The following is a 25,840-nucleotide window of genomic DNA, read 5'->3' as shown; positions in this document are numbered from 1 at the left end:
CTTCTGTAGGAGAAATAAATATATTAAAATCTATGAAATATCAAAATGTCTTAAATGGCCCATTATTCGTCATACTTGCATTTATCAGGTACGATGGCAATTGATGAAAAAGGAAAGGTTGTGGATATGAATGATGCTTACGAATAGACAAGATATATAATCCAAAAAATCGAACTAGCCTTGAAAATGGTAAATGCATCTTTGACAGACTTGATTAGAACAGACTATTTACAACCAACATATGAGAATGGAATCGCAAATTGAAAAGAAAATTTTAAGATCAAAAACTCTTCCTTATTATCAATAGTCTTGTGAGTACAGGTACAAAGTCCAAACTCTTATGTCTATGAATGATCCTTGGCTTGACTGGAACGATATTGCGGATCATTAGGATGTGGAGTTAAGGGAGTTATGGCAACTTTCATCCAGATATGAAGGGGAAGGGACTCGAGGAGTTTGTGAATTTCTATTTCATCTTCTGCCCAAAACAGCCCGATACTATGCCATTCATCAGGACCAAGCGGAGGACGCCAAAGGCGAATCAAATGGCCCTTTTTGGAGAGCTCTGCAGCTCGCACTGCTTCAGCCGCACGTAATTCATCAACTTTGAGTGAACTAGTACCTTGTGGTACTATGGTAACCATATCGACAAGATATTCCATAGACATCACTCTATCATCACATCATCGATGTAGCAATATTTCCAATCTGCTCCTGGTTGAAAGGATCTTATGATAGGGTGTTCGGTAGATTTGAAATGTTTTGTTGCATGCTTATTAGGAGAAGAATCACAACAACCTACATGGCCACATGTTAAACACAAACGCAAATGTACCCATCCAGAACCCATCTGTAGACATTCTTCTCAACCATTTGGTGTTTTTGGTTCTATATCTTGATTTACTTGACTAAGATGTATATCTTTAGGCGTCATATTATGAAGGTAATAATGTACGCCCTTCCTTAAAGATGTCTGTATAAATAATCAAATAAAGGTAGCAAAATAAATCTATATTTAGGTATGTACCGTTACCATCTGTCTATTGGTTTTAGACCCTTAGATGGAAAAGATATAGGTTAGGATACAACGAAAGATGCAGGTGAAGTGAAGTTACGAGTCAAGTTACCAATGCGCTTCAAAACTTGGCTAGAGTTGGCATCGGGATTTTGTATAACATGGTTCCACCTGCGATAAACCTCAAGTAATGTGGTAAATGCTTTTTACATTTTTCTTATACAGATGATAAGATACCAAAGAGATGTGGAGTTTGTAGCGAACTGATAGATTGGAGTCAACAACCGATTATAAAACAGAAGGAATATCCCAAATGTGGCTATACACCTGAATATGATATCATTAAGGTATGTCCTTACGAAGATGATATAGTGTATCTTCAATAATTTCCTTATAGTTATAATGATAACACTTAGCATAAACTATAATTTTATTTATCTACTCAGAAAAGGATTAGATTCTTATTAAATGACCCAATATGTTACCCCTTTTGCGAATTACTTCTTTCTTACCTGACAATTTTCGTAAACTAGATTAACCCAGTTTATAAAAGTAGTAATTTATCATAGACAGAGTTTCTTAGATCTTTCGGTCTATGGATTAATAGTTACAGTATTACTATCACAGGTTCCTTTTGTTACATCTAGAATGAAATCAGCAATTTCGTTTGGATGGGATACATAAGAGGAAATACCTTGATAACCCTATTACTATGACATTGACAGTAGGTTCATTCCTTTTCTCTACCTCTAGGCTCTCCTTAAACTTCTTTTTTGATCTTGCTTAACAAATCAATTGCCCCTACAGAATAATTACATATCCATCTATCATATAGATCTTTGATAGGGAGTGGATTAAGATAGTTCCAGCGATTGCGACCATTGCGTTTTACAATTATTAAGTCAGCCTTCTCAAGGACACGTAAATGTAGCATTACCGTGCACCGATCTAAATGTTTGAAATGATCACACATCTCTCCAGTTGTTTTGGGTTTATTTCTAAGCATATCGAGTATTTCACGTCTTTGAGGATTTCCCAAAGCTTTCAGAGTTAAATCATCTCTTTTATCCCTCAATATGTTATATTTATATAACATATCAAATATTAACCATTCATGAAACTAGCATTTGAAGTTTATTCAAAGAAAAAAAACCAGTAGCAGAGGTGTTTGATGCGGTCTATAATCCAAAAAAACTAAGTGGATACTTTACAACTGGTGGAGCAAGTGGCCCTTTGGATGAAGGAACTACGGTCACATGGGACTTTCATGATTTTCCTGGAGCATTTCCTGTTTATGTTAAACAAGTAATAATAAATGAGATGATTGTATTGGAATGGGACAACAATGAAGTTACTAAAAATCTTGCGGAAATAAGATTTGAGCCGTTGAATACTGAATCTACACTAATAAAGATAAGAGAATCAGGTTGGAAAAATGAAGACCAGAAATCATTGGATGCATCTTATGGTAACTCTTTTATTTGGATGCATATGCTTTGTGGTCTTAAGGTTTTTCTGGAATATGGTAAAAACTTGAGAGAATTTTTCTTTTAAGTTCATCCATCTTTCTAATCTCCACTCAAACTATTAACTAAACAAATAATTTCACTCATCGTATCGGTATACAAAGTTTCATATTTTCCCTCACGGACAACACGTTTTGCAGTATCAACATGTATTTCATAGTATTTGCTTAAACCTTCGCCACTACAATTATGGAATTCCTTAGAATTGGCAACTGTCATACTATCTATATCATATCACAAAGACTACTTAAGTTATTTTCATACCTAATGTATGCAGAATGGATCTATGTAACCATGACTAGGAATTACAATGGCCCATTCCATATTGATTTTGGAATTCAACCTTATAATAAGTTGTAATAACCGCCATGATTAAAAATACCTGTTACCTAAACAGTAATCACATTTTGCACAGAACAATCTCTAATCTTATTGAATATAATTGGTTTTCTATTTAGAAAAAAGAAGGCGGCAAAGTATCATCTATCCTACTGAATGTTGAAATTTTCAAATTTTCAATTCCCGTAACTTTATTATTTAATAAACATATTATAATATATTATGAATATTAGACTTTTCTCTATAATTACATCGGCATTAGTTCTTGGATTTTATATCTATTTTACTTTACCTTTTACTTTTATTCCAAATTCCATGGCTTCCCCAAATCCGTCTTTTGAAGTGACGGAACAAAACGATAGCAGTACTTTTAGTTCATTAAGTAGAGACTTTGACCAAACTATAGAGAATATTAACGACGATGATAAAAACTCCACAGACACAACCAACGATGATGAGAGCTTACAAGAACGATCTTAAACATTTTAAAATCACTACTGTTAGGATTCCTTAATTATTTGAAGGTATTTGGGATAGGTTATTTCAAGTAGTTAAAAATTTTGATTTTAAATTCTATCAATTTTTAGATTAAATAAACAAATTAAAAACGATTTATAAATTTTAAAAAAAGTTGATGTGTAAAAATGTTGAGATATCATATCTGCAATTGTGATCAATTTTACTGAACTATTGAATTTGTAGAAAGCATATAATAAATAGTGAATTACTCCCAGATCTGTGACTCTTTCCACTAAACCCATAAAATCAATGATTCTGCTTTAACAATGAACCAAAAAAATATTCATATCACTCCCTGCTATAATAATAGTAGAATCTCTAATAAAGAACCTTTATCGACATAAATTCTACTCCCCTCGCCTTAGCCGTGGTTTTTTATGATTATTTCAAACACATCCGAAACAAAAAAAGACATAGAGAATTGAATGAACCTACTTAAACTCCTTCGAACAATGAACAAAATCCAAGTGATATTTATCAAATCATAGATGATGCCAAATTTGTCAAATCTTCTTCGAATGGAAAGATGGTTTTAGATGTCCATGTTGTGGATCTAAACTGAGAACCAAACCTCGAAATAAAAAATTCAAAATAGATATCGTAAAGAAATGAATAAAAAAGAGACAACAGTGAGTGCTTTAGTCTAGACAAGTACCAAATAAAAGTCGATAAATGTTAGCAATTACTAGATATGTCAGATATAGATTATGTCGACAGAAGTTTCATCTAATAAATATTGCCCAATAGTAACAATAATTCCCAAATCGGACTACTATTAAGATCTCTTTTCTCATTTGTAGCGGGATTCGAAGCCCACCGGGCCCGTTTGATATCTTTCCTCTTCACTTCATTTTCAACTATTAGAATGTAAAATTTGAAAATAGATAAATGAATAGATAAATGAATAGATATTTTGGTTCTGTGCTAATAGAATTATTCAGATCGTTTGTCACATTCATACTGTCACATGTTATAATCTTTTTAGGGGTGAGAAACATACTCTTTATTCTATTGTTTACAATTTGTTTGTTAATTTTCGATATATATATTATCAAGAGACTTGATACCTTTTATCCAGTTCTATTAGGTAAGAGTTACTCATTAGCGGCATTTGACCAATTAGAGCTCTATTATGATATTTCTAGATGGTATTATTTCAAACAAGATTATTACACTGTCCTGGATACGACCAAACTAGTTTAAGTAATTGCATTCTGTTTTAATATATCGTATCCATTCTTGACTATCTAAGACTGCTAGAATTGTCATCATAGCAGGCTCTGTGACACGAGTGGATTTAGAGAGATACAATTAACTTCCTGTCAGGAAATAGACCTTTCATCAAATAATAAATAATGTTGCAATTCCCCTAAACCACATAGATTAGAAGCCCACCGAATTCTTATCTTGATATTTCATCTTCAGATTCGTCCGTTTTGTATCCGAACCCTTATACCATACGGAACTTAATCGCGCAATTCTTAAAGCATTTTATATGACTGCTAATGCTAAGGGCTAATTTTGATTATCGTTTTTGGATTTTGACACTAAAATAACACAAAGACATGGATATGTATCAGCGATTGATTAAAGTTCCATGTCAATTTTGCCACTAATCATACTCCATTCTATTCATATTGTCTGAATTCCTCTCATTTGGCGACGTATTGTCATATATATCAAATTCCGTGCACTCTTGAGGCTGGCACTTTACATTAAAATATTTTTTGTTTTAAATCCTGATAGTAATACTTGTTATAATTCTGGATTTTCCTCCATTTTTCATTCATAATTCTGATGTACTATAATAATTTGTATCAGTGGTCAAGAAATGGCAAAATTAAACAAAAGTTAAATACTAATTACTAGAACTAGGTAATATACATGAGTCTGAGCACTAGAAATTATTATTATAATAGAAAATACGATATGGAATCTAATGTAAGCGGAATTGTTTGGAATGGTCAATTAATGGAGGGAGTAATTCGATGATCCAACACATACGACCCCCGATCAAGACTTGTACCTTACTATGTACCCTTACTATATCGATGCTTGTTTTGGTGATGTTTGCATTTGATCATTCAAATTATAATGTTTTCGCCCAAAATCAATCCGATCCTTTTGCTGATATTTATAGCGAACAAGTATTAGCAAAAATAAATGATAAGGATCATTTGGCTGGGATGAACTTTTCAAAGCCTGTAGACGTATACAGCAAAGATGGAGTTTTGCAAACTACACTCGTTGCAGATTACAAGATAGGTAAAGTGGACAACAAGACAATCACTGGAATGGTATACAATGGTTCTCTCATGGGACCTGCTTTGCATCTCTATCCTGGGGATACACTTGAACTTGATTTGGTAAACAATCTCAATGAGTCTACCAACCTCCATTTCCATGGAGTTCATGCGTCTCCTGCAAATAATTCGGATAACATATTTCTTGAGGTTGAGCCTGGCAAGACACAGCATTATACGGTCAAACTTCCCGAGGATCACGATCCAGGCACGTTATGGTATCATTCACATATGCATATGCTTTCTTATGGACAAGTTTCGGGAGGTCTGTCTGGCTTGTTTATAGTTGAAGGTTTAGAAAAGTTATTGCCAGAGCCATTACAGAATATCACTACACAGGCCGTTGCCATGAAGGATTTTCCGTTTGACGATCTATGGGTTACTACACATAATTTGAGTAACACAATGTCAGGCCATGAAAGCCTAACTGTTAACGGGGAAGTCAATCCGGTTATCAACATTAAATCAGGCGAGACCCAGTTATGGCGCCTTGCCAACATCGGTTCTGAGAATGAATACACACTTACACTCCCAGGCAATTCATTCCATGTTATAACAGAAGATGGAAGCCCCGTTTGGGAGGTATGGAATAATGATACTCTTTTCTTCCCATCGGGAAAACGGTTTGATGTATTGGTAACTGCCAACGGGAGTGGGTATATTCCATTAGGAGTTCCTGCTAACCCCTTTACTGCACCGTACGATTCACACGTTGCAACTGTAAATGTACAAGGCAACCAAACAGATGTGAAACCTACCGATATCCTTCCAACAAGCCTAATTCCAGAGAGAGACCTGAGTAATGCGAACATAACTAATCATAGAGTCCTTAATTTCTCATCAAATGATAGAGATTATATATACGAGATAAATAACACGACCTTTGATCCTAACAGAACAGACATTAAAGCTAAACTTGGAACTGTAGAGGAGTGGAAGTTGGTAAACCTTGATAAAATCTCATCTGGCAATCTTCATCCATTTCATATCCATGTAAATGACTTTCAGGTAATGTCAGTTAACGGAATACCATATGATGCTCACGGATATCAAGATATAGTTATGATTCCAACTGAAGGCGAGGTGGTCATTCGAATCCCGTTTGATGATTTTGTTGGAAAAGCCGTATATCACTGCCACCTGATGTTCCATGGGGACTTTGGCATGATGGGTGTCTTTGAGGTCGTTAAATAGGTGTTGATGTTGTTGAAGATTAGTAGCATGTTTGAGACAATTATGCCCCAAGAAGGAAAAGCAGCGGCTATATTTGTAGTGCTAGCCTCTATCGTAGCCGGACTCACAGCAGTAACCTTTATTTCAGATTCGTTTGTGGTAGCGCAAAGCCTCGGTAATCTTTCAGATTCGTCTGTGGTAGCGGAATTATCTGGCTTGGGCAAACATCCTCATTTAACACCCGGAAATGTTTCAGATTCGTCTGTGGTAGCCCAGAACCAAGGAAACGACCCAAATGATTGTTTCAGGACAAACGAAAACATAGATACTTGTCCTATACACTCACATTTCAAAGGTCTCAGTAATGCCACAACTGATTGTTTTAAGATAGTTGGAGAAGCGAAGGTAAGCACCGGCGATGTTCAAAATTACACAAAAAGTGTTCAGAGCTTTTTCTCCTTACTAGCTGCGAACAACGAACTAACATCAATAAATGAAAATATAGCTGGAGGCAGTGGTCCAATAACTGATATGAAAGAGGTATGGAATTTAATGGAAAACGAGGTCATGACTCGAAACGATAGACAATTGGTATTGGACGAAATTAATAGCATCTTGGCAGGCGCCCAACCCGGGTTTACTCAAATACAAAAGGATGCGCTAAGTTTCTGTATCACAGATGAAACCAATGCTTTGGGCCCTGGACTTAACTATTAAGTCCACCGCCTTTTTCTTTAGGCAAGACAATAGTCTGTAAGATTACCCTTTTTCATTTATTCATTTTTGTTTCACAAACCTCTTGACATAAAGAGATTGGTCACTGAGGCTGAATCCTGAACCATTAATATGTTATGATAGTTCCATGTCATTTTTACCGCATATCCCACTATTCGAGCCAAGTATTGATTAATTGACATGTAATAGGAAATAATCCTAGTTCGCTTACCTAAACGTATTCCAAAGCTTGTTGTGGGACTACGGATCGGATGTCTGGAAAGATTGTTCCTAATTATCTTGTCTCATAGAATATAAAATATTATCTAATTAATGATAAAGAAAAGAAAACAAAATCACATGATGTCAAAAGCCCCGCAAAATATTTTTGATAATAAGTGCCATCTTATAATCCTTTAATAGACTAGATATCTGCGTCATTTCAACCGAACCCTTATACCATAAGGGGCTTAATCCCACCGGTCTAATAGAATCCTTTTCTTATTTCATATGGAGCTCGCTAGTGCAATCATCTCGCAAACTAGAGAATAATGCGTCTTCGATATATTGAAAAAAATTAGTATTTTCTAGTACGGGTAGCTCCACCACTGCCGTCAGGCTTAATTGTTCCACTCTTACAAACTCCATCTTTTCCCATACTAAAGCAATCAGTCACACTGCTACAGTTACATTTTTTAGAATCGGGTGGACAACTATATTCTGCCGTACCAGTCTCTGGAGGGCTCTGAGTCGCAATTGGGTATCCCCATAATATTGTCAGTTGTTGGATGCTTGCGAAGTTTTGTATTTGTTAAATATCGGATTGAATTGAGAAAAACCACAATTAATCAGGGGTTATTGATTTAAAAACTAAAGCTAAAGATCCAGATCACATTTATCAATTAAACTCTGAATCATACGATCGCAAATCTTGATCAGGTATCGATGAGAATGGCTCATCACTGGAATCTGGAAATATTTGATAAGGTTCTGAATCATACGATCGCAAATCTTGATCAGGTATCGATGAGAATGGCTCATCACTGGAATCTGGAAATATTTGATAAGGTTCTGAATCATACGATCGCAAATCTTGATCAGGTATCGATGAGAATGGCTCATCACTGGAATCTGGAAATATTTGATAAGGTTCTGAATCATACGATCGCAAATCTTGATCAGGTATCGATGAGAATGGCTCATCACTGGAATCTGGAATCTCAGTTCCACCGAACTGGTCAGGATAAGGAATAAATATATTATTGCTGGAAAGCAAAAGCAGAATCGCAATAACAAGAATTATGACTCCGAATGTTAAAATTGCTTTTTTCGTTATCAACAATTAGGGATATAGATATTATACGGATATATGATTTTTATTTTGTCTTTTATTAGTGGATTATCAAAATACGATAGGTATATTTTAATACAAAAATCTTCATACGTAGAATCATGACTGGACTAATAGAACGATTCTCTACAATTTTTAAAGCAAAAGCGAGTAAAATCGCAGATGATCTTGAAAATCCACAAGAAATGCTAAATTATTCATTTGAAAAACAAAATGAATTAATAATTAAATTAAGACAAGATATTGCTCAGGTAGTTACATCAAAAAAAAGACTGGAAATGCAAAAGGCAAAACTATTGGCAAATGTAAATACGTTAGAGGATCAAGCTAAACGTTCATTAATTTCTAAGAGGGAGGATCTAACTAAACTTGCTCTCGAAAGAAAAAATGCTCTGATGGTGCAAGTAAAAGAGCTCGAATCTCAAATATCGGGAATAGAAAAAGACCAGGCAAAATTGGAAGACGCAGAGAGGCGTCTCTCAACTAAAATTCAAGAATTTAAGACTAGAAAAGAAATAATTAAAGCTGAATATTCCGCGGCAGAGGCTCAAGTAAAAATTAAAGAAAACATCACGGGGCTTTCTGAAGAGTTTAGCGATGTAGGTAATATTTTGAATAGGGTGGAAGAAAAAACTGAAAATATGAAGGCAAAGGCGCAAGCACTTGATGAAATGATTGACTCAGGAACTCTTACAGACTTTGCTTCATCCTTTCCATCCTCAAAAGATTCCGACATAGAGAGCGAGCTGAATAAGGTCTCATCTAGTCAAGCAGTCGAAGAAGAGATTAAGAAAATGAAAAATGATCTGCAGACAAATGCGTCAAACACTGTTGAAAAAGATTCATCCACTATCAAAAATGTAGAAACTAAAACAAAGGAAAACATAACCATCATTAGAATTTCTGGTGGGGGTCAATATGAAATTGACAATAATCTATTAACACAAATTAATGATATTGACAATAAGGTTGTCAACATTCTGAAAAATCATAGTAATGGTCAATCTAACCCTGAAGTAGTTAAAAAGGAACTAAAAGAGAAATTAGAGGAAATTATATCATTTATAAAAAATAACGGTCGGCCCGTAATGGAAACAGATATAGTAAAATCTAACCTTTATATTCCACAGCCGGACATTTCTGTTGACGAAGCACAAAATGTATTCAAAGATGAAGGAATAATAAAATAAAAAGATGGGTGCGGATCAATTACAAAAAAGTCAGAATGGTATATTCCAAACAGGAAACCATTTGCTCAAATCTTTTTCAAATATGATTTCATTCGATAATTCTTCCATTAGTTTAATCTCCTGATCATGATTGCGTTTCTTTAGATTAGTATCATGAGATTTATCACTAATAGGTACAAAAGGATAAAATTTGTCCGACTTATCATTGTAAATTAAATATTGTCGGTTAGAACCACTGCCATTATTTTTGAAACCGTCATTTTGATATCCTGAAGTAAACTCAAATATTGTTGCTAACAGTTGCTTTGAAAAACCCTTTTCATGGATTGTATCACCTATGGATGATATCGAGCTTATCAGATCCTCTAATTTAGTCCCTTTTAATAAGAACCATAGATACCCATACTCATCAATTAACGAACTATAGGAAATAGCTATTTCACTTTTCTCTTTGTTTGCTGTTGCAATTGAAAGAAATTTGTCTATAAATTCTTTCATTTCTTTAAATTGTTCTGTTTCAACAGCTTTTACGCAAATTCCGCATTTTCCTGAACTTTTTAGTCCAAACTTTTCATCAAGTTTGATGCTTGCTCTTGATAGTGATTCTATAGCATCGCTATCAATAAAGGAATTGGTTATGTTTGCCGATGACTTTTCAGATACAGATTTATCATGCTCAGATTTGCCTCTCATTGTTGATAAAATTTTTTTAAAAAAGGTCAATGATAGTATTGTATCTTAGAACAATTTATCCATTCCCGTATAACTAAATATCTAATTACGATGAACTTTATATCAACTTGCAGTTATTTGTTCATCTTATAAAATCAAAATACAATTAAAAACATTAATTTTCGACCTTTTATTTTTTATATATGATAGTATATATTAAAAACTAACTTATTTGTTACATTTCATATGGAATTATCAAACTATTACAATTAAATTCAAAAATGCATTCTAATCCAAAATCCTTTAATTTTACGTTATTGCAGGCACTTTGATGAATTCGAAAATTATTGCCACAATCGTAATTATTTCAATGCTTGCAGGCTTTACAGCCTTAGTCGGTCAAATATCTCAACAGGTTTCTGCCACCAGCATGGTATTTGTGATAGCAAAGGGTCAAGTGGTCAAGGAGCTGAACATTGTAACTTTGGAGATTGTAAGGTAATAATTACACCAAGTGGTCAAATAAACTCAAATAGCAAGTGCCGATAATACCTACAATAATCAACAATTGTGTGTATGGTTTTTTTTTATTACACTAAAATTAAAATTGGGTTAGAGTAATTATCAAGATATTTTATTATCGTTTTTGTGCCTGTAAATATAAGATTTCAGTATTTGACAATATGATGAAAACAAAAGGTCAGAATATAAATAAGTTATATTAGTAATAAAATCAAATATTCTCAGATTATCAATCCATTCACCGGACTGACTCCAGTTATAAAAACCTGTTAAACCCATGTGGATATCCTCATGATTTCTACCGAACCCGCATAGTATACGGGACTTAAGCCCACCGGACCCATTGTAATTTACTATTTATCAAAAAAACTAGGCAAACGTAAACATATTATCAACTACCGGAGGAGAGATAATATTATGTGATAATATTATTCATAGACTAATTTTAAATGCAATGAGGATTAATTAAATTAGATACTACTTGTTCACTGAAAAAGAAAAGGAGTATATTAAATCACAAAGACTTGCAAGAATAGCTACTGCCTCCGCAGTTTCCCCCTCAGATATTGCAAGTTGTCAACCAGATGTTGCTCCTGTGGGTTTTGATTTTGATGGAGAGTACTTTTATGTGGGTGGAATAAATATTTTAAAATCTACTAAATACAAAAATATTCTAAAGAACAGTAAAGTTGCCCTAGTTATCGATGATTTAAAGACTATCAATCCTTGGGACCCACGAGGTATTAGGATTTATGGAATAGCAGACACCGTTGATCGTCAAGGAGGGTATATGTCCAATACGGACCATCCACAATCTCGATATATAAGAATAAGGCCTACTAAAAAATGGGGTTGGGGAATTGATGAACCCGTTTTTGTCGAAGGTAAATTTAATGTGAAAAAATCCACTACTAGTACCCTAAAAAAATAAAACCATTGCTTTTTGAAGTAAATATAAAATTAATAATATTTACTAGATAAAGCAACCTATTCTAAAGTATCGACATCATCTCGAAGTATCGAGATAAATTATATCTTTATCTTTGTAGATATCCGCTATAAATCAATTTAGTATTATTCATCCCAAAATTAAAGATAATCGTTAAATTTGAATCTGTATTAGATGGTATATATGAAGATACGTGAATGTTGTGATGGAATGAAAATTATGATAAGGGAAAATGCATTTTGGATATCAAGTATTAGTCAAAAAGGATGGTTAAAGGTGATAGAACACGACGGTACTATGGAGTTAGAGATAGATCCAAAACTCCATAATTACGATATTATCTATTGTCCATTTTGCGGAATTCAAATAGAGGGACAAGCGGATCCATTTACCAAATAGATTAATCCTTAATACCTCGAATTATTTCGGAATTAAAAAAAATCCATCTTTAATATGTTAAACATCGCATGCACTAAAATTGTATTTAATCTTGAATCATATCCCTCACGGAAGTTAACAAATAGTATAAACCCTCTGAATGAAGGATTTGTTCCCATAGAGTTCCCATATGCAACGGAATATATCAGAATTGGACAACAGTAACAGTAACAAAACTTTCTTCGATGAATTAATAAAATTACAAAACGAATTTTCAAAAAGAGTTATAGTTAGAGATGATTTTGATAGTAACTTCGAATTTATTTGTGGAGTAGATGTATCTTACAGGGAAAAAACTGCGTTCTGTTCAGCTGTTGTAATCAATAAAGAAAAGTTTGAAATTACAGAGACAGCCATTAGCAAAAGCGAGATAAAGAATCCATATATCCCAGGCTTGTTTATTCTAAGGGAATCTGCGCCCATCCTTCAAACTTTGAAATTGATCACAAAGCCTTTCCAACTTTTGCTAGTGGACGGTCATGGGATACTTCATCCTAGGAGATGTGGGTTAGCAAGTTACATAGGCATAGTTACAAACTTGCCAACAATAGGTGTCGCAAAAAATTTGTTATGCGGTTGTGTCAAATCAAGCAACTTTGTAAGCCATAAAGGTGAAATTCTTGGGTACGCATTAAAGGGTAAAAACAACTCGAATAAAATTGCATACATCAGTGTTGGACATAAGATTAGTTTAACAACGTCAATACAATTAGTTAAATCAATGACAAGAACAAATCAATTCATTCCAGAACCTCTTAGAGTCGCGGACAAGTTATCAAAACAACAAGACTGTAAATAATCTTCATCCGCTTCCAAACGAATTATGTGCGGTCAAAATAGTAAAAAAGCAATTTCTTTTGTAAGGCCGATTTTATCGGATTGTGTAATAATCAGCAAAACTAAAAAAGATATGGACTTATATCGTCCTGAAGTCCACCATACCTGTTATAATCTTGCTGTTATATTATAAAATTACTAAATAGGTTTCTTTGAATAAATATTTATTTAATTAATTAACAGTTCATATATACCGCGTGGATTTGAAGTCCACTGAGCCAGATACCTATTCTAGTACCGACATTAATATTCCCTCGATTGCGCTTTATCTGACTTATAATGAATCCAACATCTTCTTGAATAGTGGAAAATTATAAAAATAATTTTCTAGGAAAACTATAATCAGTGTAGTAAACATTTCCATCAATGATAGTTCCAGTTTTGATTTGTACTACTTCATAATTTCCTGCTCCAAAGGTTATTTGCACTCTCAATACGAGATTATCCATCACCGATATTTAGGATTCATATTTACTTCATTTATATAAATTTTAATTATACATGATCAATATGTCAATATGGCAAATCAGTCAAATGTAAAGGAGGTAGTTCAATTAAAAGTACCTATTGTTTTTGTTAGCATCATCGCATTATTTGGAATGGTGAGCTTTGGAGGTGTGTCAGTCTATGTTGCAAGTGGCCAAAACGTAACAACGACAACGACTCATTTGCAAGCTTCGGATTTTGCGATAGTTCCTATCCAGCAACACCTTGGAGACAATAAAAACGACATATTTGCTCCAGGTTATCCATACAGGGGAGATGTGTCCGACACTTTTAATTTTACAATTGACAGCATACCCGATGGAAGTGGATATCTCTTGGTACAAATATATGGATTGTACTTTGAGGGACATACAATAATAATTAATGGACAAAGTGTAACTAGTCCCGGCGGCAACTTTGGAAATTCTGGATCTGCAAACTGGGCAACACTAACAGTCTTGTTGGATGAGAATGTGCTAAAACAGGGCCAGAACAGTATACAGTTCTTAAGGAATCCGAATACAGAAGACAACTTTCTAATAGACAATGTTGTGGTTAACTGGAAGTATCAGTTGCCCCAACAATAACTAATACACTCATCCATCCTTTTTTTAAAATGTAAACTGGTATCAATAATACTACAATACAAAAACTTTATCATAATAAGCTTCATCTATATTGGGCCTTCCCCCAGCATAACCAATCAAATGAAAAGTTTTGGTCCCAAGTTACGTGCTTTTCCTCCGGCAAAATTTTAACCCCTTTTAGAATTCCAAAAAGTGATCCAAAGAAGCAAAGACAAATTATTAATACTATCGCTATTGGTGAAGGAACAGTCTCATCGTCACTAGAAATTTAGAAACTATATCGTTACGACACAAATATTTTTTTGTGTTATCTACGTTAGTTTCTGTTCATTTACCGTTACCATAAAAATCAAAAAACCCCACAAAAATGATATTAATAGTGATAGAATTCTATCTTAAAATAAATTGTAATTGCAAAAGCACTGGCGAGCATTTCAATGTAACATCACGATTACGCAATAAAACCTTCATGACACCTCAAAATTTTGAAAAGGATTTTATAAACATTTTTAGCTAATCTATTAGATTAGTTTATTAATTAACCAAACCAATAAATTCAAAAAATATTATTTCTTTGGAAGTTAGTTAATCTTGCCAATAGCTTTAAGAAAAAATGATATTTAATTTTTCTCATCTAATTTTTAGACTGATAATTTTTTTGAGTTGATAACAATGCATCGTTGTTGTCTCTTTCAATTCTCTCATATGCTGATACATTTCTTTTTCCTATTTCTGCAAGATGTTTAGATTGTTTCTTTGTGTTATCAACTACATTTTTGAATAATTCAATATTAGAAAATGCCATATCATTAAAAATTCTACTCATTGCTATGGTATTTTCTGCATAATTATTCACCAATTTCGAGTACATCTCTGGCATTCTTCTAAAGTAATCTTGGCTATTCAATAATTGGTTATTTACATTGTATAGATATGGGGTAGATATTGATTGAAAAGAATCAATTGTTTGTTTTTGATATTCGAGGTAGCTTACTGCAATATCTTTAGTAGCTTGAAGTGTTTGTTCTTGAACTTGATTAACGGTTTCAGTATAACGTGGAATCTGATTTCTTGCTTCTCTAATACTTTCATCTATACTTTTTTTTGACTCATCAAAAGCTTGTTCAAGTGATTCAGTATTTTGTTCTACAATTCTATTATATACTCTTTGATTATTTCGGTAGATATCTTGTTGCTTCTCGATATTTTTGTTAACTAAAGAAGTTTCGTCATTAATTTCTTTTTTATCATTTTTAGACATTGTAAGGATTCGTAATCAATATACTAGATAAACACAGGCATCCATTGGTTTTTAATACCCAGCAAGAGATTTATGCATCCTAATCAACTCATATTGATCAAAAGTTTACTAGAGTTTTCCTTTACAAATGATTGTTATCCGAGAATAATTAAGTCAAACTAAATCATTCCAAACGGTATCGATCCTAGACCCTCAGTCAAGATTTTTTTCTCTAAAGTTCGAGTTGTGAGTCATAATAGTCATCTAGACATTTTGACAATCAGATCATCTTCTCATTCTCTAACATTTACCAAATGTAAACGTTACAGGTATGAGCGATTTAAAAAAATAGTAATCAGTTAATGCCCAAAGATTTCAAATAATCCAATATCAAAATAATTTTGAATCACTACCATCGCAAAGAGAATACATAACAATATATACAAGATCTTAAATCCTCGACTGAGAAGGCTATAAAGTATGAGTTACAATAAGCTAACACCAGAAGAAGAGAGAATAATTGTAGATAAAGCTACTGAAGATCCCTTCATTGGTAAGTATGACAATTTTTATGAAGATGGAACGTTTATCTGTCGAAGATGCAATATCCCCCTCTTTTCATCCAAAAGCAAGTTTGATGCAGGGTGTGGATGGCCAAGCTTTGATGAAAGCATTCAAAATGCAATAAAACGTATACCTGATCCTGATGGAATAAGAACAGAAATAGAATGTGAAAATTGTGGTGCACATCTAGGACATGAATTTCTGGGAGAACATTTGACAGATAAAAATACACGGGAATGTGTCAATTCATTATCTATACACTTTATTCCAAAGGGAAAAGAGTTGCCAAAAATAATTCATGAATAACGATATCAAAATCTTAACAGCCGTCAACGGCTATATCAGTACAATGAAGAGATCTTAAAAGAATCTAAGGTATCGAATTTGTCCACATAACTATGCATGAGGAACAGTTAAAAATCCTTATCATGGTCATGTATGATGAATATATATATTAACGAAATTCTATAAATCCTATTCATATTCTTATTTATTGACCTTGTATTTGTTTTGAACGAAACCAAAGTCATATACTGTCGTTTTTAAATGTTGCAAAGACAAATCTTTTGATAATAATCCACTAAATGATTTTCCTTTTCCTATAAGAATTGGTACTATAGTAACAGTAATTTCGTCAACCAATCTTGCTGATAAAAAATCCTGAATCACCATGCCCCCATCTACATATATATGATTAACAGATTGATAAGATAGCTCTTTAACCAATTGTTTAGGTGATGACATGTTAGATGTTGTTACAGTTTCCTTTAATTTCTCAGGAATTTCAACATTCTTTGAGGTCAATACAATCATTTTGGTATTATTATACGGCCACTTGTCAAAGGTCATTACCTGCTCGAAAGTTTTCCTCCCCATAATTATTTGATCCACAGACTCTAGGAAACTTTTGAATCCAAAATTCTCATCAAGAGTTACTTTCTTGTTAGCATCATCTAACCAGTCTATATCTCCATTCTCTCTTGCAATGAATCCATCTAGACTGGTACCAATAAATATAGAGACTTTTACCATTGATGCTTTTTAAAAATCATTAAGATAAATGTATTTAACCCCTCACTTGAAATAGGTTTTGTATCTTATCAGTTCGACTTTGGTTTTAAATAGAATAGCATTATTGGCTATCTCATCATAAGATTTGCAAGAAGGGCACTGAAAAACTAATCGTTTTAAGCATTTGAAATAATATTCTTCCCCAGGAATATAGTTGTGAAAATCCAAAATGTAAAGATTATTTGTATGATTAACAATCAGATTTTGTCTGATTGTCTGATTTTATGTGGCTAGGTAGAAGGAGTTTACAATCTTTTATGAATATTTAATAATAAAACATTTTAAACTTTAGAATACTTGATTGATTAGTAGAGAGAAAATAATATCTCAAGTATATTTCCTTATTCCTACAGGTTTCTATTACAGAATGCTATAAAACCCTATTATCAATATCTTAGTTTCTATGGACTTTTAAAAAGAATCATAAAATCTTCATCTGATAAAAGGAAAGCAATAGGTAACCTTAAGGGTCGAGATCTTGAAGAATCTATTGCCAATTACTAAATCGGATGAAAAAATGATCAAATAGATAAATAAGTTAAATCAAATCATCAAATTGATAGTTGTATATTAGAATAAAGGACATTTTTTATTCATTATTTTTCTTTTTTATTGCTGGCGTATGTGAGATAGGAGGCGGTTACCTGGTATGGTTATGGTTAAGGGAAAGCTATAGTTGGATATTTGGAGTACTAGGCGGTTTTGTTTTATTTTTGTATGGCGTAATTCCTACATTACAAAAAACACATTTCCACAGAACATATGCAGCTTATGGAGGAATTTTTATTATAATGGCTTTAGGCTGGGGCTATCTCTTTGAAGGATTGATTCCGGATATTTATGATATAGTTGGAACTACTGTCGCTGCTCTTGGAGTCATCATTATTTTTTACTATCCACGCAAAAGGGGGGAAAAAATTGGAATCAACACTTCCGGATAATTATAACCTAATCTTTATCATTTCAACCTTCGGATTGTTTTTGGTTGCTGCAATTGCTGAAATAGGAGGAGGATATCTTGTATGGCAATGGCTAAGAGAAAGAAAAACGATAGGCATTGGACTTGTTGGAGGTATCATACTAGTTGTATACGGAATAATTCCAACTCTTCAGCCATCAAATTTTGGTAGAGTGTATGCTGCTTACGGAGGAATATTTGTTGTGATGGCAATCATTTGGGGTTTGCTGATAGACAAAAAAAGACCCGACAGATTTGAAATAGTTGGAGGTTTTATAGTTCTTATAGGTGCATTCATAATATTCTATGCCCCAAGACAGTAACTAAATATTGTAAAATCAATCTACTTTTATATAAACTGCAGTTCCCCTTCAATTCTTTTAGAGAACAGCTATAACTGGATTTTCTATATCCTTGTCAGACATTAAATGTGTTGTATATCTGTAAGTTATCATTCAGGACAACTTTTTTGAAATGCAATAAGGTTTCAATAAAGGCCTTGTTTTTTATGATAGTACTTAGCATCACTATTATATAGCATGCCTCAGACCTTCTCATGCTTTTGTTTTCCTACTGGTGGTAAACTTATGGCATGATTGTAACCTTATCACACCTTATATAGAAAACAACCGATTCTTAACGATTCGGTGCCTCCACATAAGGTAGACTATTTTATATAACATAGTATTTAACCCCTAATCATTTGGTGCATCTTTTAATTTATCATTGAAATTTGAAAGTTTGAAAAAGTTAGACCCAGGTAATATGTCACTAATATAATTTGTATATTATTCACTTATCCATCAAGGCTTGGTATCTAACGATGTAAAAACCTTTCATCAGCTAAGTGGTATCGCCTCTTTCTTTCTATTTTCTAGTTCATTAATACCATCCGGAGTAATTTGGTAATTTTCGCCATCTTCAGAATGTATGAGACTTTGAGCAATCAAATCTTCAATTGCTTGATCTAGTAGAGGGAACATAGTTTTATCTATGGAATCCATTAAGTCTCCAATGCTGGTTGAAGAGTTTTTGGAGTCAAACTTGGTAGATAATTTCTCTAACACAAAACCTTCAACATTGTGAAGAGCGTCTGTCTCATCTTTGGAATTGGATATTTTATCCATAATAATAAGTGTGTGCTACGCTTAAATTCTTATCTTTGTAACTTGATCAAGGTATTACAATCGAGAAGAATAATAGGCCAAAATGAGATATATCTTGTTTCAACCGATCATAATAACAAAATAAAGTAGCAGATCACACATACCTATTGATTCCAAGCCCACTAGGCTTACTGTAAATTTATAAAATTGTTAATAGATATTTATAATAATTATAATACATTATATAATTTTTATAAATTTTATAATAACTTGCTGGATAATTCCAAAATTATTAGAATATTAGAATATTGCAGTTAGTTAGCAAATTCAATATATTTTTTCTTCGGAATTGTATATATGAGTAAAGAATACAGTCCTGCCTCACACATTCTGACACTCTTCGCAATTTGGTCAGAATATATGCGGGCTTGCAAAGAGATAAACAGACAAGCATATGATTCTGCTGAAGAATCTTTTCACAGCGGAATGTATCTTCTTATATGTTGCGGTCCATAATAATCCATTCTTTATTTTTCCATAATTTTCTAAAAAATAATTACCAATCCATTATGGTCTATATCATTTCGTAATAGTTTGAATATCGAAAGATTGAAAAACTAACGTAGATCCATTAATATAGTTATTAATGGATAAAGGATTGTTCTATACTGTCTTAAATTTGAGTATACCTAAAGAAGAATTAAACGCATTATCATTGAAAATTATTTTAGGAGAGTAGTATTTGAGGATTCATGACATAAGTTATATGAAGCAGTAATAATGTTACATGGATCCTCAACTAGAGTACTTCACTTTTTTTATAGCTTTGCTATGGAAGTGTAAATATGGTGAAAATAATATCTAGGATACCTAGACTAAAAGGGCGACAACTGAATACATACTATAATGAATTGTCAAAAAATACCAATCAGATCAGGAATGGGTTGTCTATCGATCGAAATGACTACAAAACAAATAGTTTGAATGAGAGAGATGAGCCTAATGGGACTATTGAATCAGATGTACTAGGTACTAATAATACGAAACAGGAATTATCAAATCGAAAAGATTCAGGAAAGGATACTAGTATCTTTCTGATAGAGAATTATGCAGAATTACTCATACAAAAACTCAGACATTCGACTAATAATAATACTAAATTATCTTACTATTCTCCCAACAATGTATAGAATCATGTCAAGTAAGAACATTGTTAGAATGAGTAATGAAAAATGAATATTTCTATGTATGAATCACGAGTGATTTGTGAGGGGAAAATTTGTGGTTGTAAAAGTGACAGTAGGATTGTATAGATTTACTGAACCAATTAAAAGCATATGTATCGATAGGAAGCAATTGATGCTATCACAAATCCAAATACGCAGGAATCGATTAAAATGTACCACTGATAAACTTGAATTGAGCATGGCTAAGAAGGAGAAAGAAAGAAAGAAAGAAAGAAAGGAACTAAATGCACTCTATAAAATTTACTAGATGTATATATGATAGCTGTTCGGCCAAACCCATTGCACGATGCCTTCGTTGTTCAAAATATTATTGTTATGCCCATTTACAGTTATGTTTTCAGACTCACGCAAATGAAATTGAGACCATTAATCCATTAAAGAATAATATGAATGTCGGAGCAATTATGATAGTAGGTCAAAATCGAGTTAACTAATTAATTTAAAAGAATAATCTTATTTCTCTAGATTAAAATAGTTTATTTTTGTTGAAAAAGTGGATTCGTATCAATTATTAAAACCACCGGGCCAGTAATCCATTTTAGTAACTATTTTTTGACATTTATTTGTCTTAATGCAAACTAAAAATCCACTTATTAAATAATGGTATTAGTACGAGATTTTTAAGAAACTTGGAAAGAATCTCATATTATATTATCTACCCACATTTCATTAAAAAAACGGAAATCAGAAGAGAATTATTGTCTGTATTTTCCTGACCCTATTATGCCTCCTATTGGTGGAGTTGGCATTATTGGTGACTCATCTCCCATCCATATAAGGAAAGAGATTTGGGATATGTATGAATTATCTACAATCATCAAGTATGAATCATACAAAGGAAAAAGGCTATTATATCTTTATTATGGAATTTGGACCCTAAATCTCAAGACTTTGCGTTACTAAAATTTAACAAATATAATTAAATGAAAAGTACAGGAGAAATCATTGATTGACTTTATCCTAGAAATAAAGTTTTTAGAACGATAAGAAAACACAAGATAGGTAAAACAAATACATGAGATAATTCATAAATTAACATTGTATTTGGATGAAGGGACTTGTTATGTTCTTAATTGCCTTAATTGTCATTACAATCATTGTGATCAAATATTTTGATTATTATCATATTATTGAAAGTTATATAAATCCACTACAAGACAAGAAACAAATAGAAATTAGCCCAAATTACAAGGATAGGATTAACATGGATCTTTATGTGACGGGTTTGTCGTTTCCCACTAGCATGATATTTGTTGATAATAATTCCATACTAGTAACGGAGAAGGATGAAGGTAATGTTCGCCTGATATCTAATGGCACATTGCAAAAAGATCCAATTTACACGATAAATAACATTTCAAATGAAAAAGAACAGGGTTTGTTGGGGATTACCTCATCAAGCAAATACGAATCTAAAAAAAAGACTCAAGTAGATTATCTAAATTTTAATTCAACCTCTTACCCAGTCTCTGACAGGGATGTATTAATCGCCTCTCATAAGCCCATGAGTCACGATTCCAACTATATGATTTACCTATATTTTACTGAGAAAATATACGACCCTATGGATAATAATCTCAAAGTACAACTAGAAGATTCGAATTATACTATCCGGAATAGGGTTTATGAATATGCTTGGGATGGATTAGGTTCTTTCTCAAATCCAAGACTTATTATGGATATGCCCGCAGAACCTGGGCCCTATCACAACGGTGGGAAAATACACATGGATAAATTAGGTAATTTATATGCAATAATAGGAGACCTCACGGCTATAAATAATACACTCCAAAACTATCCGGAGGGAAAAAATCCATCTACTTCTATACCTAATAATTCCTCCGTCATTATCCGAATGAATCCATCAATAGAATCGTTCATGCCATCCCATAATCCACTCTATCCATATCATTCTAATAGTGCTAAACTTAATTTGACAGAATATTATTATGCATACGGAATTAGAAATAGTTTTGGAATAGATATTGATCCTCTAACGGGAAAACTATGGGATACTGAAAACGGCGAGGACAACTATGATGAAATTAACCTTGTCCAACCAGGTTTTAATAGTGGATGGTCCAAAATAATGGGCCCTATCTCAAGAAATAACGACACTTTAGTTTCCGATCTTGTTGTTTTGGATGGTTCTCACTATTCAGATCCAGAATTTAGTTGGAGGCTGCCTGTTGGGGTAACAGACATTGAATTTTTAGAATCTTCGTTGCTAGGCGATGACCTGGAAAATAACATATTCGTAGGAGACATTAATAACGGGAATTTGTATTTCCTTAAAATAGATTCAAACAGATCTGGAATTGATATAAATAAAAGTGTTCATGATGATAGGAATGAAAGAGGGCTGCAAGATTTAGTAGCGGATGGTAAGGACGAATTAGAAAAAGTTATATTTGCAAAAGGATTTGATGGAAGAATTACGGATATTGAAACTGGATTGGATGGTAATTTGTATATACTAACTTATTTTGATGGGAACATTTATCGAATAACCCACACAGAAAAGTAGTACAAATTATTTCAAATTATTTCAAATTATTTCAAATATTGTATTTATCGGGCCTTTTTCAAAAATATGGATTCTCCAAAATGAGTAAACGAAATTCGGATCAGATTTCATATCAGTCACTTAATTCTTTTAGAATTCAAAATAAAATGATTCAGCAATTCACAGGATAAGAATAATCTGAATTAATACGTGGTTGAAAATATATACATTTTATTTCATAGTCTATTGTCTCTCTATTATCTCTAAATCAGCAATACCACGTTGAGTTATTTGAAATTCATTTTTATCATTCATTTCTATTAATCTATTGTTTTGTAAGATTAGAATAGCTTGATTGAAATATGTATGAACTGCTCTGGTACTATCTTGCAATGTCTGTCTTGACACCCAAGGAGTTTGAACAATATGTTCACTATTCAACTTCCTCATGATTGCAATCGCTGTCCTTTTAAGATCATTATTGATACCACCTACATTTCCTAAAATAGACATACAGTCTGTATAAATATCGACCTTATAACCTTAGCTTCAAGAAAACACCTTTGATTGCTCTTTTGTGTTTGTGTGTGAGTGTGTGTGTCTATCTAACAGGACCGAATCAAAATGATGGAATACAGTAAGAGAATTATAGTTATCAAGTTCAATAGAACCAAAGATTTTAAAAAATTCAGATCCACAGTGATCGGGTCCTGCTTTAGTGGAGATAATACATCAGAACCACCAAGCCCGTTATATACTACCATATCATTTTAAATGCGTCTTAAATGATTCTTTATCAATAGGCAATCAAAAGAAGGGATTTAATCTTATCCTGATCTTGTCGGACTTTCATATTGCATAATTTTTCGTGTTAAATTATAGATAGCAAATAATAAACCAGTCAAGATATAAATTAGGTGGTAAATTGACAGAAAGCAGCAAGAGGAACTTGTCTTGGCATTAGCTGAAAAGGGGAAAACTTGTAGAGGGATCACTAAAGAGGCAGTGGCTTCTCTAAACACAATCAAGGCAGTCATTGGAGATGGTAGTCTACCATGACAGTCGAACCGGACGTTCCTTCGAAGAACAGCTTTTTCATATTGATGATCTATGCAGCACTGTTCGGTGCCTTATCCTCCTTGATTACAGTGGGTTATATAACACTCTACACTCAAGGCATCAAGATCTTTGAACAAGTAAGTCTCATAGTACTTAATATCAACATATGGCCACTAGTCTTACTCACTACTGCTGGGGTATTAATCGGCCTTGTTATCAAATTTTTTGGTGAGAACGGTGGACCTGGAGTTGCGCAGAGCCAATATGCCCAAACTGGCCGAATCAATCCTCGCAAAGTGCCGAGCATTATGCTTCAAGCCTTCATATCTCTATGGAGTGGTGCTCCCCTTGGTCCTGAAGGGCCTCTAACTTTTCTGACTGGAGGCTTTGGAACCATTCTTTCAGAACGACTTAGGCGCAATAAAGATGATGTTCAGATACTTGTTTACAGTTCCATAGCTGGAGCTTTTGGTGGCTTCTTTGGTTCACCAGTTATTGGAGCTGCTGGAGCCATCGAGTACATGTTCATCAAAGAGCTGGATCTCTCTCGTCATTTGATTCCAGGCCTATTGGCTGCTGCTGTTGGATACGGCGTCTACACCGCAATATTGCAGGATTCATTTCTTGGAATTTACAGCTTCCCTGACTATGCTTCAGCACGCCTTGTTGATTTGTGGTGGGCTTTGCTTGTTGGAATAATTGGTGGGTTTGTCGGGATAATGTTTAAATTAATAATCGGTATTGTTCACCGTGTCTTTGCCCCGCTTGCCAATAGACCGATTAGCCGTGCGGTCATAGGTGGTATAATCATAGGCCTCATTGGAACGTTCCTCCCACTGACTCTGTACTCTGGTCAAAATCAACTATTACAAATTATCCATAACCCTGCCGCCTTTGGCATAGGAATTCTACTTATTATGGTTGTTGTTAAAGCCCTCATAACTAGCACATCATTTGCCACAGGATTTGATGGTGGACCCATATTCCCATTATTATTTATAGGTGGAGCGTTAGGGCTTGCGATTTCTAAAGGCCTTACATTCATTCCAGAAGGTGTAGGGGTAACCGTAGGGATGGCAGCAGTTGCGTGTGCTGTTTTCCCGCTTCCTTTGACAATAGCTCTCTTACTAGGATTTATGGGAGGACAGACAGATCTTTTGCCAGTGATTGTTATTGGGGCAGTCATCGGTTTCGTGATATCAAAAACGATCACTCCCCTCCTTCCGAAACCGCATTCACAGCCGACTGGTAACGAAGAAGACAAACAGCAAGCAACAAAATAATTTTGTCCCTTTTGGCAACGAATCAAAGTAGTCATCTCTTATAGAGGTTAAAAGAAACTATGAACATTTTTGTTTATATGATAAAACGCAGCAGCTAGCATTAGTAACAACAGTGATATCATTGTCGTTTTCTGCAGTTGAGTTTATCAATACAAAACCAGCGGTACTATTGGTTTTTCATTCAC

The 25,840-nt window shown here is 33.6% G+C and carries 27 protein-coding genes and 2 pseudogenes; 18 read left to right on the top strand and 11 right to left on the bottom strand.

Annotated features, from left to right (window positions below; all coding sequences use genetic code 11):
* Nucleotides 1-344 precede the first annotated feature (344 nt).
* From AAGU22_RS00835 to AAGU22_RS00825, 3 genes and pseudogenes are all read right to left on the bottom strand, one after another.
* On the bottom strand, nt 345-662 hold the full coding sequence (locus AAGU22_RS00835; RefSeq protein WP_458720363.1) for a muconolactone Delta-isomerase family protein: 318 nt from the start codon (nt 660-662) through the stop codon (nt 345-347).
* A gap of 5 nt (nt 663-667) precedes the next feature.
* Nucleotides 668-865, bottom strand: a pseudogene (locus tag AAGU22_RS00830) (UBP-type zinc finger domain-containing protein); the annotation flags it as partial.
* A gap of 910 nt (nt 866-1,775) precedes the next feature.
* The gene (locus AAGU22_RS00825; protein ID WP_458721715.1) at nt 1,776-2,093 is read right to left on the bottom strand and encodes an ArsR/SmtB family transcription factor; all 318 of its coding nucleotides are present in this window, start codon (nt 2,091-2,093) and stop codon (nt 1,776-1,778) included.
* Nucleotides 2,094-2,129: 36 nt separating this feature from the next.
* Between AAGU22_RS00825 and AAGU22_RS00820 the strand changes: the two are divergent.
* A pseudogene (locus AAGU22_RS00820) lies at nt 2,130-2,569 on the top strand (SRPBCC domain-containing protein).
* A 14-nt stretch (nt 2,570-2,583) separates the two neighbouring features.
* Here AAGU22_RS00820 and AAGU22_RS00815 read toward each other — a convergent pair.
* Nucleotides 2,584-2,760, bottom strand: coding sequence for a hypothetical protein (locus AAGU22_RS00815; RefSeq protein ID WP_458720362.1), 177 nt, complete (start codon nt 2,758-2,760; stop codon nt 2,584-2,586).
* A gap of 342 nt (nt 2,761-3,102) precedes the next feature.
* Between AAGU22_RS00815 and AAGU22_RS00810 the strand changes: the two genes are divergently transcribed.
* The 3 genes from AAGU22_RS00810 to AAGU22_RS00800 all read left to right on the top strand — a co-directional run bounded on the left by AAGU22_RS00810 (nt 3,103) and on the right by AAGU22_RS00800 (nt 7,592).
* Complete coding sequence (locus tag AAGU22_RS00810) at nt 3,103-3,360, top strand: hypothetical protein (protein WP_458720361.1); 258 nt, start codon at nt 3,103-3,105, stop codon at nt 3,358-3,360.
* Nucleotides 3,361-5,387: 2,027 nt separating this feature from the next.
* The gene (locus AAGU22_RS00805; protein WP_458720360.1) at nt 5,388-6,896 is read left to right on the top strand and encodes a multicopper oxidase family protein; all 1,509 of its coding nucleotides are present in this window, start codon (nt 5,388-5,390) and stop codon (nt 6,894-6,896) included.
* Nucleotides 6,897-6,908: 12 nt separating this feature from the next.
* Nucleotides 6,909-7,592 (top strand): hypothetical protein, encoded by a 684-nt coding sequence (locus AAGU22_RS00800; protein WP_458720359.1) that lies wholly within the window; start codon nt 6,909-6,911, stop codon nt 7,590-7,592.
* 498 nt (nt 7,593-8,090) lie between these two features.
* On the opposite strand, the gene AAGU22_RS00795 is transcribed toward AAGU22_RS00800, so the two are convergent.
* Nucleotides 8,091-8,222: a hypothetical protein gene (locus AAGU22_RS00795; protein ID WP_458720358.1), complete on the bottom strand. Its 132-nt coding sequence runs from the start codon at nt 8,220-8,222 to the stop codon at nt 8,091-8,093.
* A 265-nt stretch (nt 8,223-8,487) separates the two neighbouring features.
* On the bottom strand, nt 8,488-8,928 hold the full coding sequence (locus AAGU22_RS00790; protein ID WP_458720357.1) for a hypothetical protein: 441 nt from the start codon (nt 8,926-8,928) through the stop codon (nt 8,488-8,490).
* Nucleotides 8,929-9,041: 113 nt separating this feature from the next.
* Between AAGU22_RS00790 and AAGU22_RS00785 the strand changes: the two genes are divergently transcribed.
* On the top strand, nt 9,042-10,130 hold the full coding sequence (locus tag AAGU22_RS00785; protein ID WP_458720356.1) for a PspA/IM30 family protein: 1,089 nt from the start codon (nt 9,042-9,044) through the stop codon (nt 10,128-10,130).
* Between the two features lie 30 nt (nt 10,131-10,160).
* Here the strand turns inward: AAGU22_RS00785 and pspAB are convergent, their stop codons facing one another.
* Nucleotides 10,161-10,823, bottom strand: coding sequence for a PspA-associated protein PspAB (gene pspAB / locus AAGU22_RS00780; RefSeq protein WP_458720355.1), 663 nt, complete (start codon nt 10,821-10,823; stop codon nt 10,161-10,163).
* Between the two features lie 310 nt (nt 10,824-11,133).
* Here pspAB and AAGU22_RS00775 point away from each other — a divergent pair, with 310 nt between their 5' ends.
* From AAGU22_RS00775 to AAGU22_RS00755, 5 genes are all read left to right on the top strand, one after another.
* Complete coding sequence (locus tag AAGU22_RS00775; RefSeq protein WP_458720354.1) at nt 11,134-11,304, top strand: hypothetical protein; 171 nt, start codon at nt 11,134-11,136, stop codon at nt 11,302-11,304.
* Between the two features lie 501 nt (nt 11,305-11,805).
* Complete coding sequence (locus AAGU22_RS00770; protein WP_458720353.1) at nt 11,806-12,255, top strand: PPOX class F420-dependent oxidoreductase; 450 nt, start codon at nt 11,806-11,808, stop codon at nt 12,253-12,255.
* Nucleotides 12,256-12,456: 201 nt separating this feature from the next.
* Nucleotides 12,457-12,672, top strand: coding sequence for a hypothetical protein (locus tag AAGU22_RS00765; protein WP_458720352.1), 216 nt, complete (start codon nt 12,457-12,459; stop codon nt 12,670-12,672).
* A gap of 169 nt (nt 12,673-12,841) precedes the next feature.
* Nucleotides 12,842-13,510, top strand: coding sequence for an endonuclease V (locus tag AAGU22_RS00760; protein WP_458720351.1), 669 nt, complete (start codon nt 12,842-12,844; stop codon nt 13,508-13,510).
* 556 nt (nt 13,511-14,066) lie between these two features.
* On the top strand, nt 14,067-14,621 hold the full coding sequence (locus AAGU22_RS00755) for a DUF7383 domain-containing protein (protein ID WP_458720350.1): 555 nt from the start codon (nt 14,067-14,069) through the stop codon (nt 14,619-14,621).
* A 634-nt stretch (nt 14,622-15,255) separates the two neighbouring features.
* Here the strand turns inward: AAGU22_RS00755 and AAGU22_RS00750 are convergent.
* Complete coding sequence (locus AAGU22_RS00750; RefSeq protein ID WP_458720349.1) at nt 15,256-15,882, bottom strand: hypothetical protein; 627 nt, start codon at nt 15,880-15,882, stop codon at nt 15,256-15,258.
* 459 nt (nt 15,883-16,341) lie between these two features.
* Here AAGU22_RS00750 and AAGU22_RS00745 point away from each other — a divergent pair, with 459 nt between their 5' ends.
* Complete coding sequence (locus AAGU22_RS00745; protein ID WP_458720348.1) at nt 16,342-16,731, top strand: methionine-R-sulfoxide reductase; 390 nt, start codon at nt 16,342-16,344, stop codon at nt 16,729-16,731.
* Between the two features lie 180 nt (nt 16,732-16,911).
* Here the strand turns inward: AAGU22_RS00745 and AAGU22_RS00740 are convergent, their stop codons facing one another.
* Nucleotides 16,912-17,457 (bottom strand): dihydrofolate reductase family protein, encoded by a 546-nt coding sequence (locus AAGU22_RS00740; protein WP_458720347.1) that lies wholly within the window; start codon nt 17,455-17,457, stop codon nt 16,912-16,914.
* 602 nt (nt 17,458-18,059) lie between these two features.
* Here AAGU22_RS00740 and AAGU22_RS00735 point away from each other — a divergent pair.
* Nucleotides 18,060-18,437, top strand: coding sequence for a YnfA family protein (locus AAGU22_RS00735; protein WP_458720346.1), 378 nt, complete (start codon nt 18,060-18,062; stop codon nt 18,435-18,437).
* 16 nt (nt 18,438-18,453) lie between these two features.
* Complete coding sequence (locus tag AAGU22_RS00730; RefSeq protein ID WP_458721714.1) at nt 18,454-18,777, top strand: YnfA family protein; 324 nt, start codon at nt 18,454-18,456, stop codon at nt 18,775-18,777.
* Between the two features lie 516 nt (nt 18,778-19,293).
* On the opposite strand, the gene AAGU22_RS00725 is transcribed toward AAGU22_RS00730, so the two are convergent.
* A complete protein-coding gene (locus AAGU22_RS00725; RefSeq protein WP_458720345.1) occupies nt 19,294-19,581 on the bottom strand; it encodes a hypothetical protein in 288 nt (95 codons plus the stop codon).
* Nucleotides 19,582-19,917: 336 nt separating this feature from the next.
* Here AAGU22_RS00725 and AAGU22_RS00720 point away from each other — a divergent pair, with 336 nt between their 5' ends.
* The 4 genes from AAGU22_RS00720 to AAGU22_RS00705 all read left to right on the top strand — a co-directional run bounded on the left by AAGU22_RS00720 (nt 19,918) and on the right by AAGU22_RS00705 (nt 23,334).
* A complete protein-coding gene (locus AAGU22_RS00720; RefSeq protein WP_458720344.1) occupies nt 19,918-20,076 on the top strand; it encodes a hypothetical protein in 159 nt (52 codons plus the stop codon).
* 329 nt (nt 20,077-20,405) lie between these two features.
* Nucleotides 20,406-20,750 (top strand): hypothetical protein, encoded by a 345-nt coding sequence (locus AAGU22_RS00715; protein ID WP_458720343.1) that lies wholly within the window; start codon nt 20,406-20,408, stop codon nt 20,748-20,750.
* Nucleotides 20,751-20,826: 76 nt separating this feature from the next.
* Complete coding sequence (locus AAGU22_RS00710) at nt 20,827-21,054, top strand: hypothetical protein (protein WP_458720342.1); 228 nt, start codon at nt 20,827-20,829, stop codon at nt 21,052-21,054.
* A gap of 957 nt (nt 21,055-22,011) precedes the next feature.
* Nucleotides 22,012-23,334 (top strand): PQQ-dependent sugar dehydrogenase, encoded by a 1,323-nt coding sequence (locus AAGU22_RS00705; RefSeq protein WP_458720341.1) that lies wholly within the window; start codon nt 22,012-22,014, stop codon nt 23,332-23,334.
* Nucleotides 23,335-23,556: 222 nt separating this feature from the next.
* Here the strand turns inward: AAGU22_RS00705 and AAGU22_RS00700 are convergent, their stop codons facing one another.
* Nucleotides 23,557-23,826, bottom strand: coding sequence for a hypothetical protein (locus AAGU22_RS00700; protein WP_458720340.1), 270 nt, complete (start codon nt 23,824-23,826; stop codon nt 23,557-23,559).
* Nucleotides 23,827-24,368: 542 nt separating this feature from the next.
* On the opposite strand from AAGU22_RS00700, the gene AAGU22_RS00695 reads away from it, so the two are divergent.
* Nucleotides 24,369-25,655 carry a chloride channel protein gene (locus AAGU22_RS00695; protein ID WP_458720339.1) on the top strand — a complete coding sequence of 429 codons (1,287 nt, stop codon included), beginning with the start codon at nt 24,369-24,371 and terminating at the stop codon, nt 25,653-25,655.
* Nucleotides 25,656-25,840: the final 185 nt, after the last annotated feature.

The sequence above is a fragment of the Candidatus Nitrosocosmicus sp. R genome, assembly GCF_054408505.1.
This window is presented reverse-complemented; position numbering and strand designations above follow the sequence as displayed.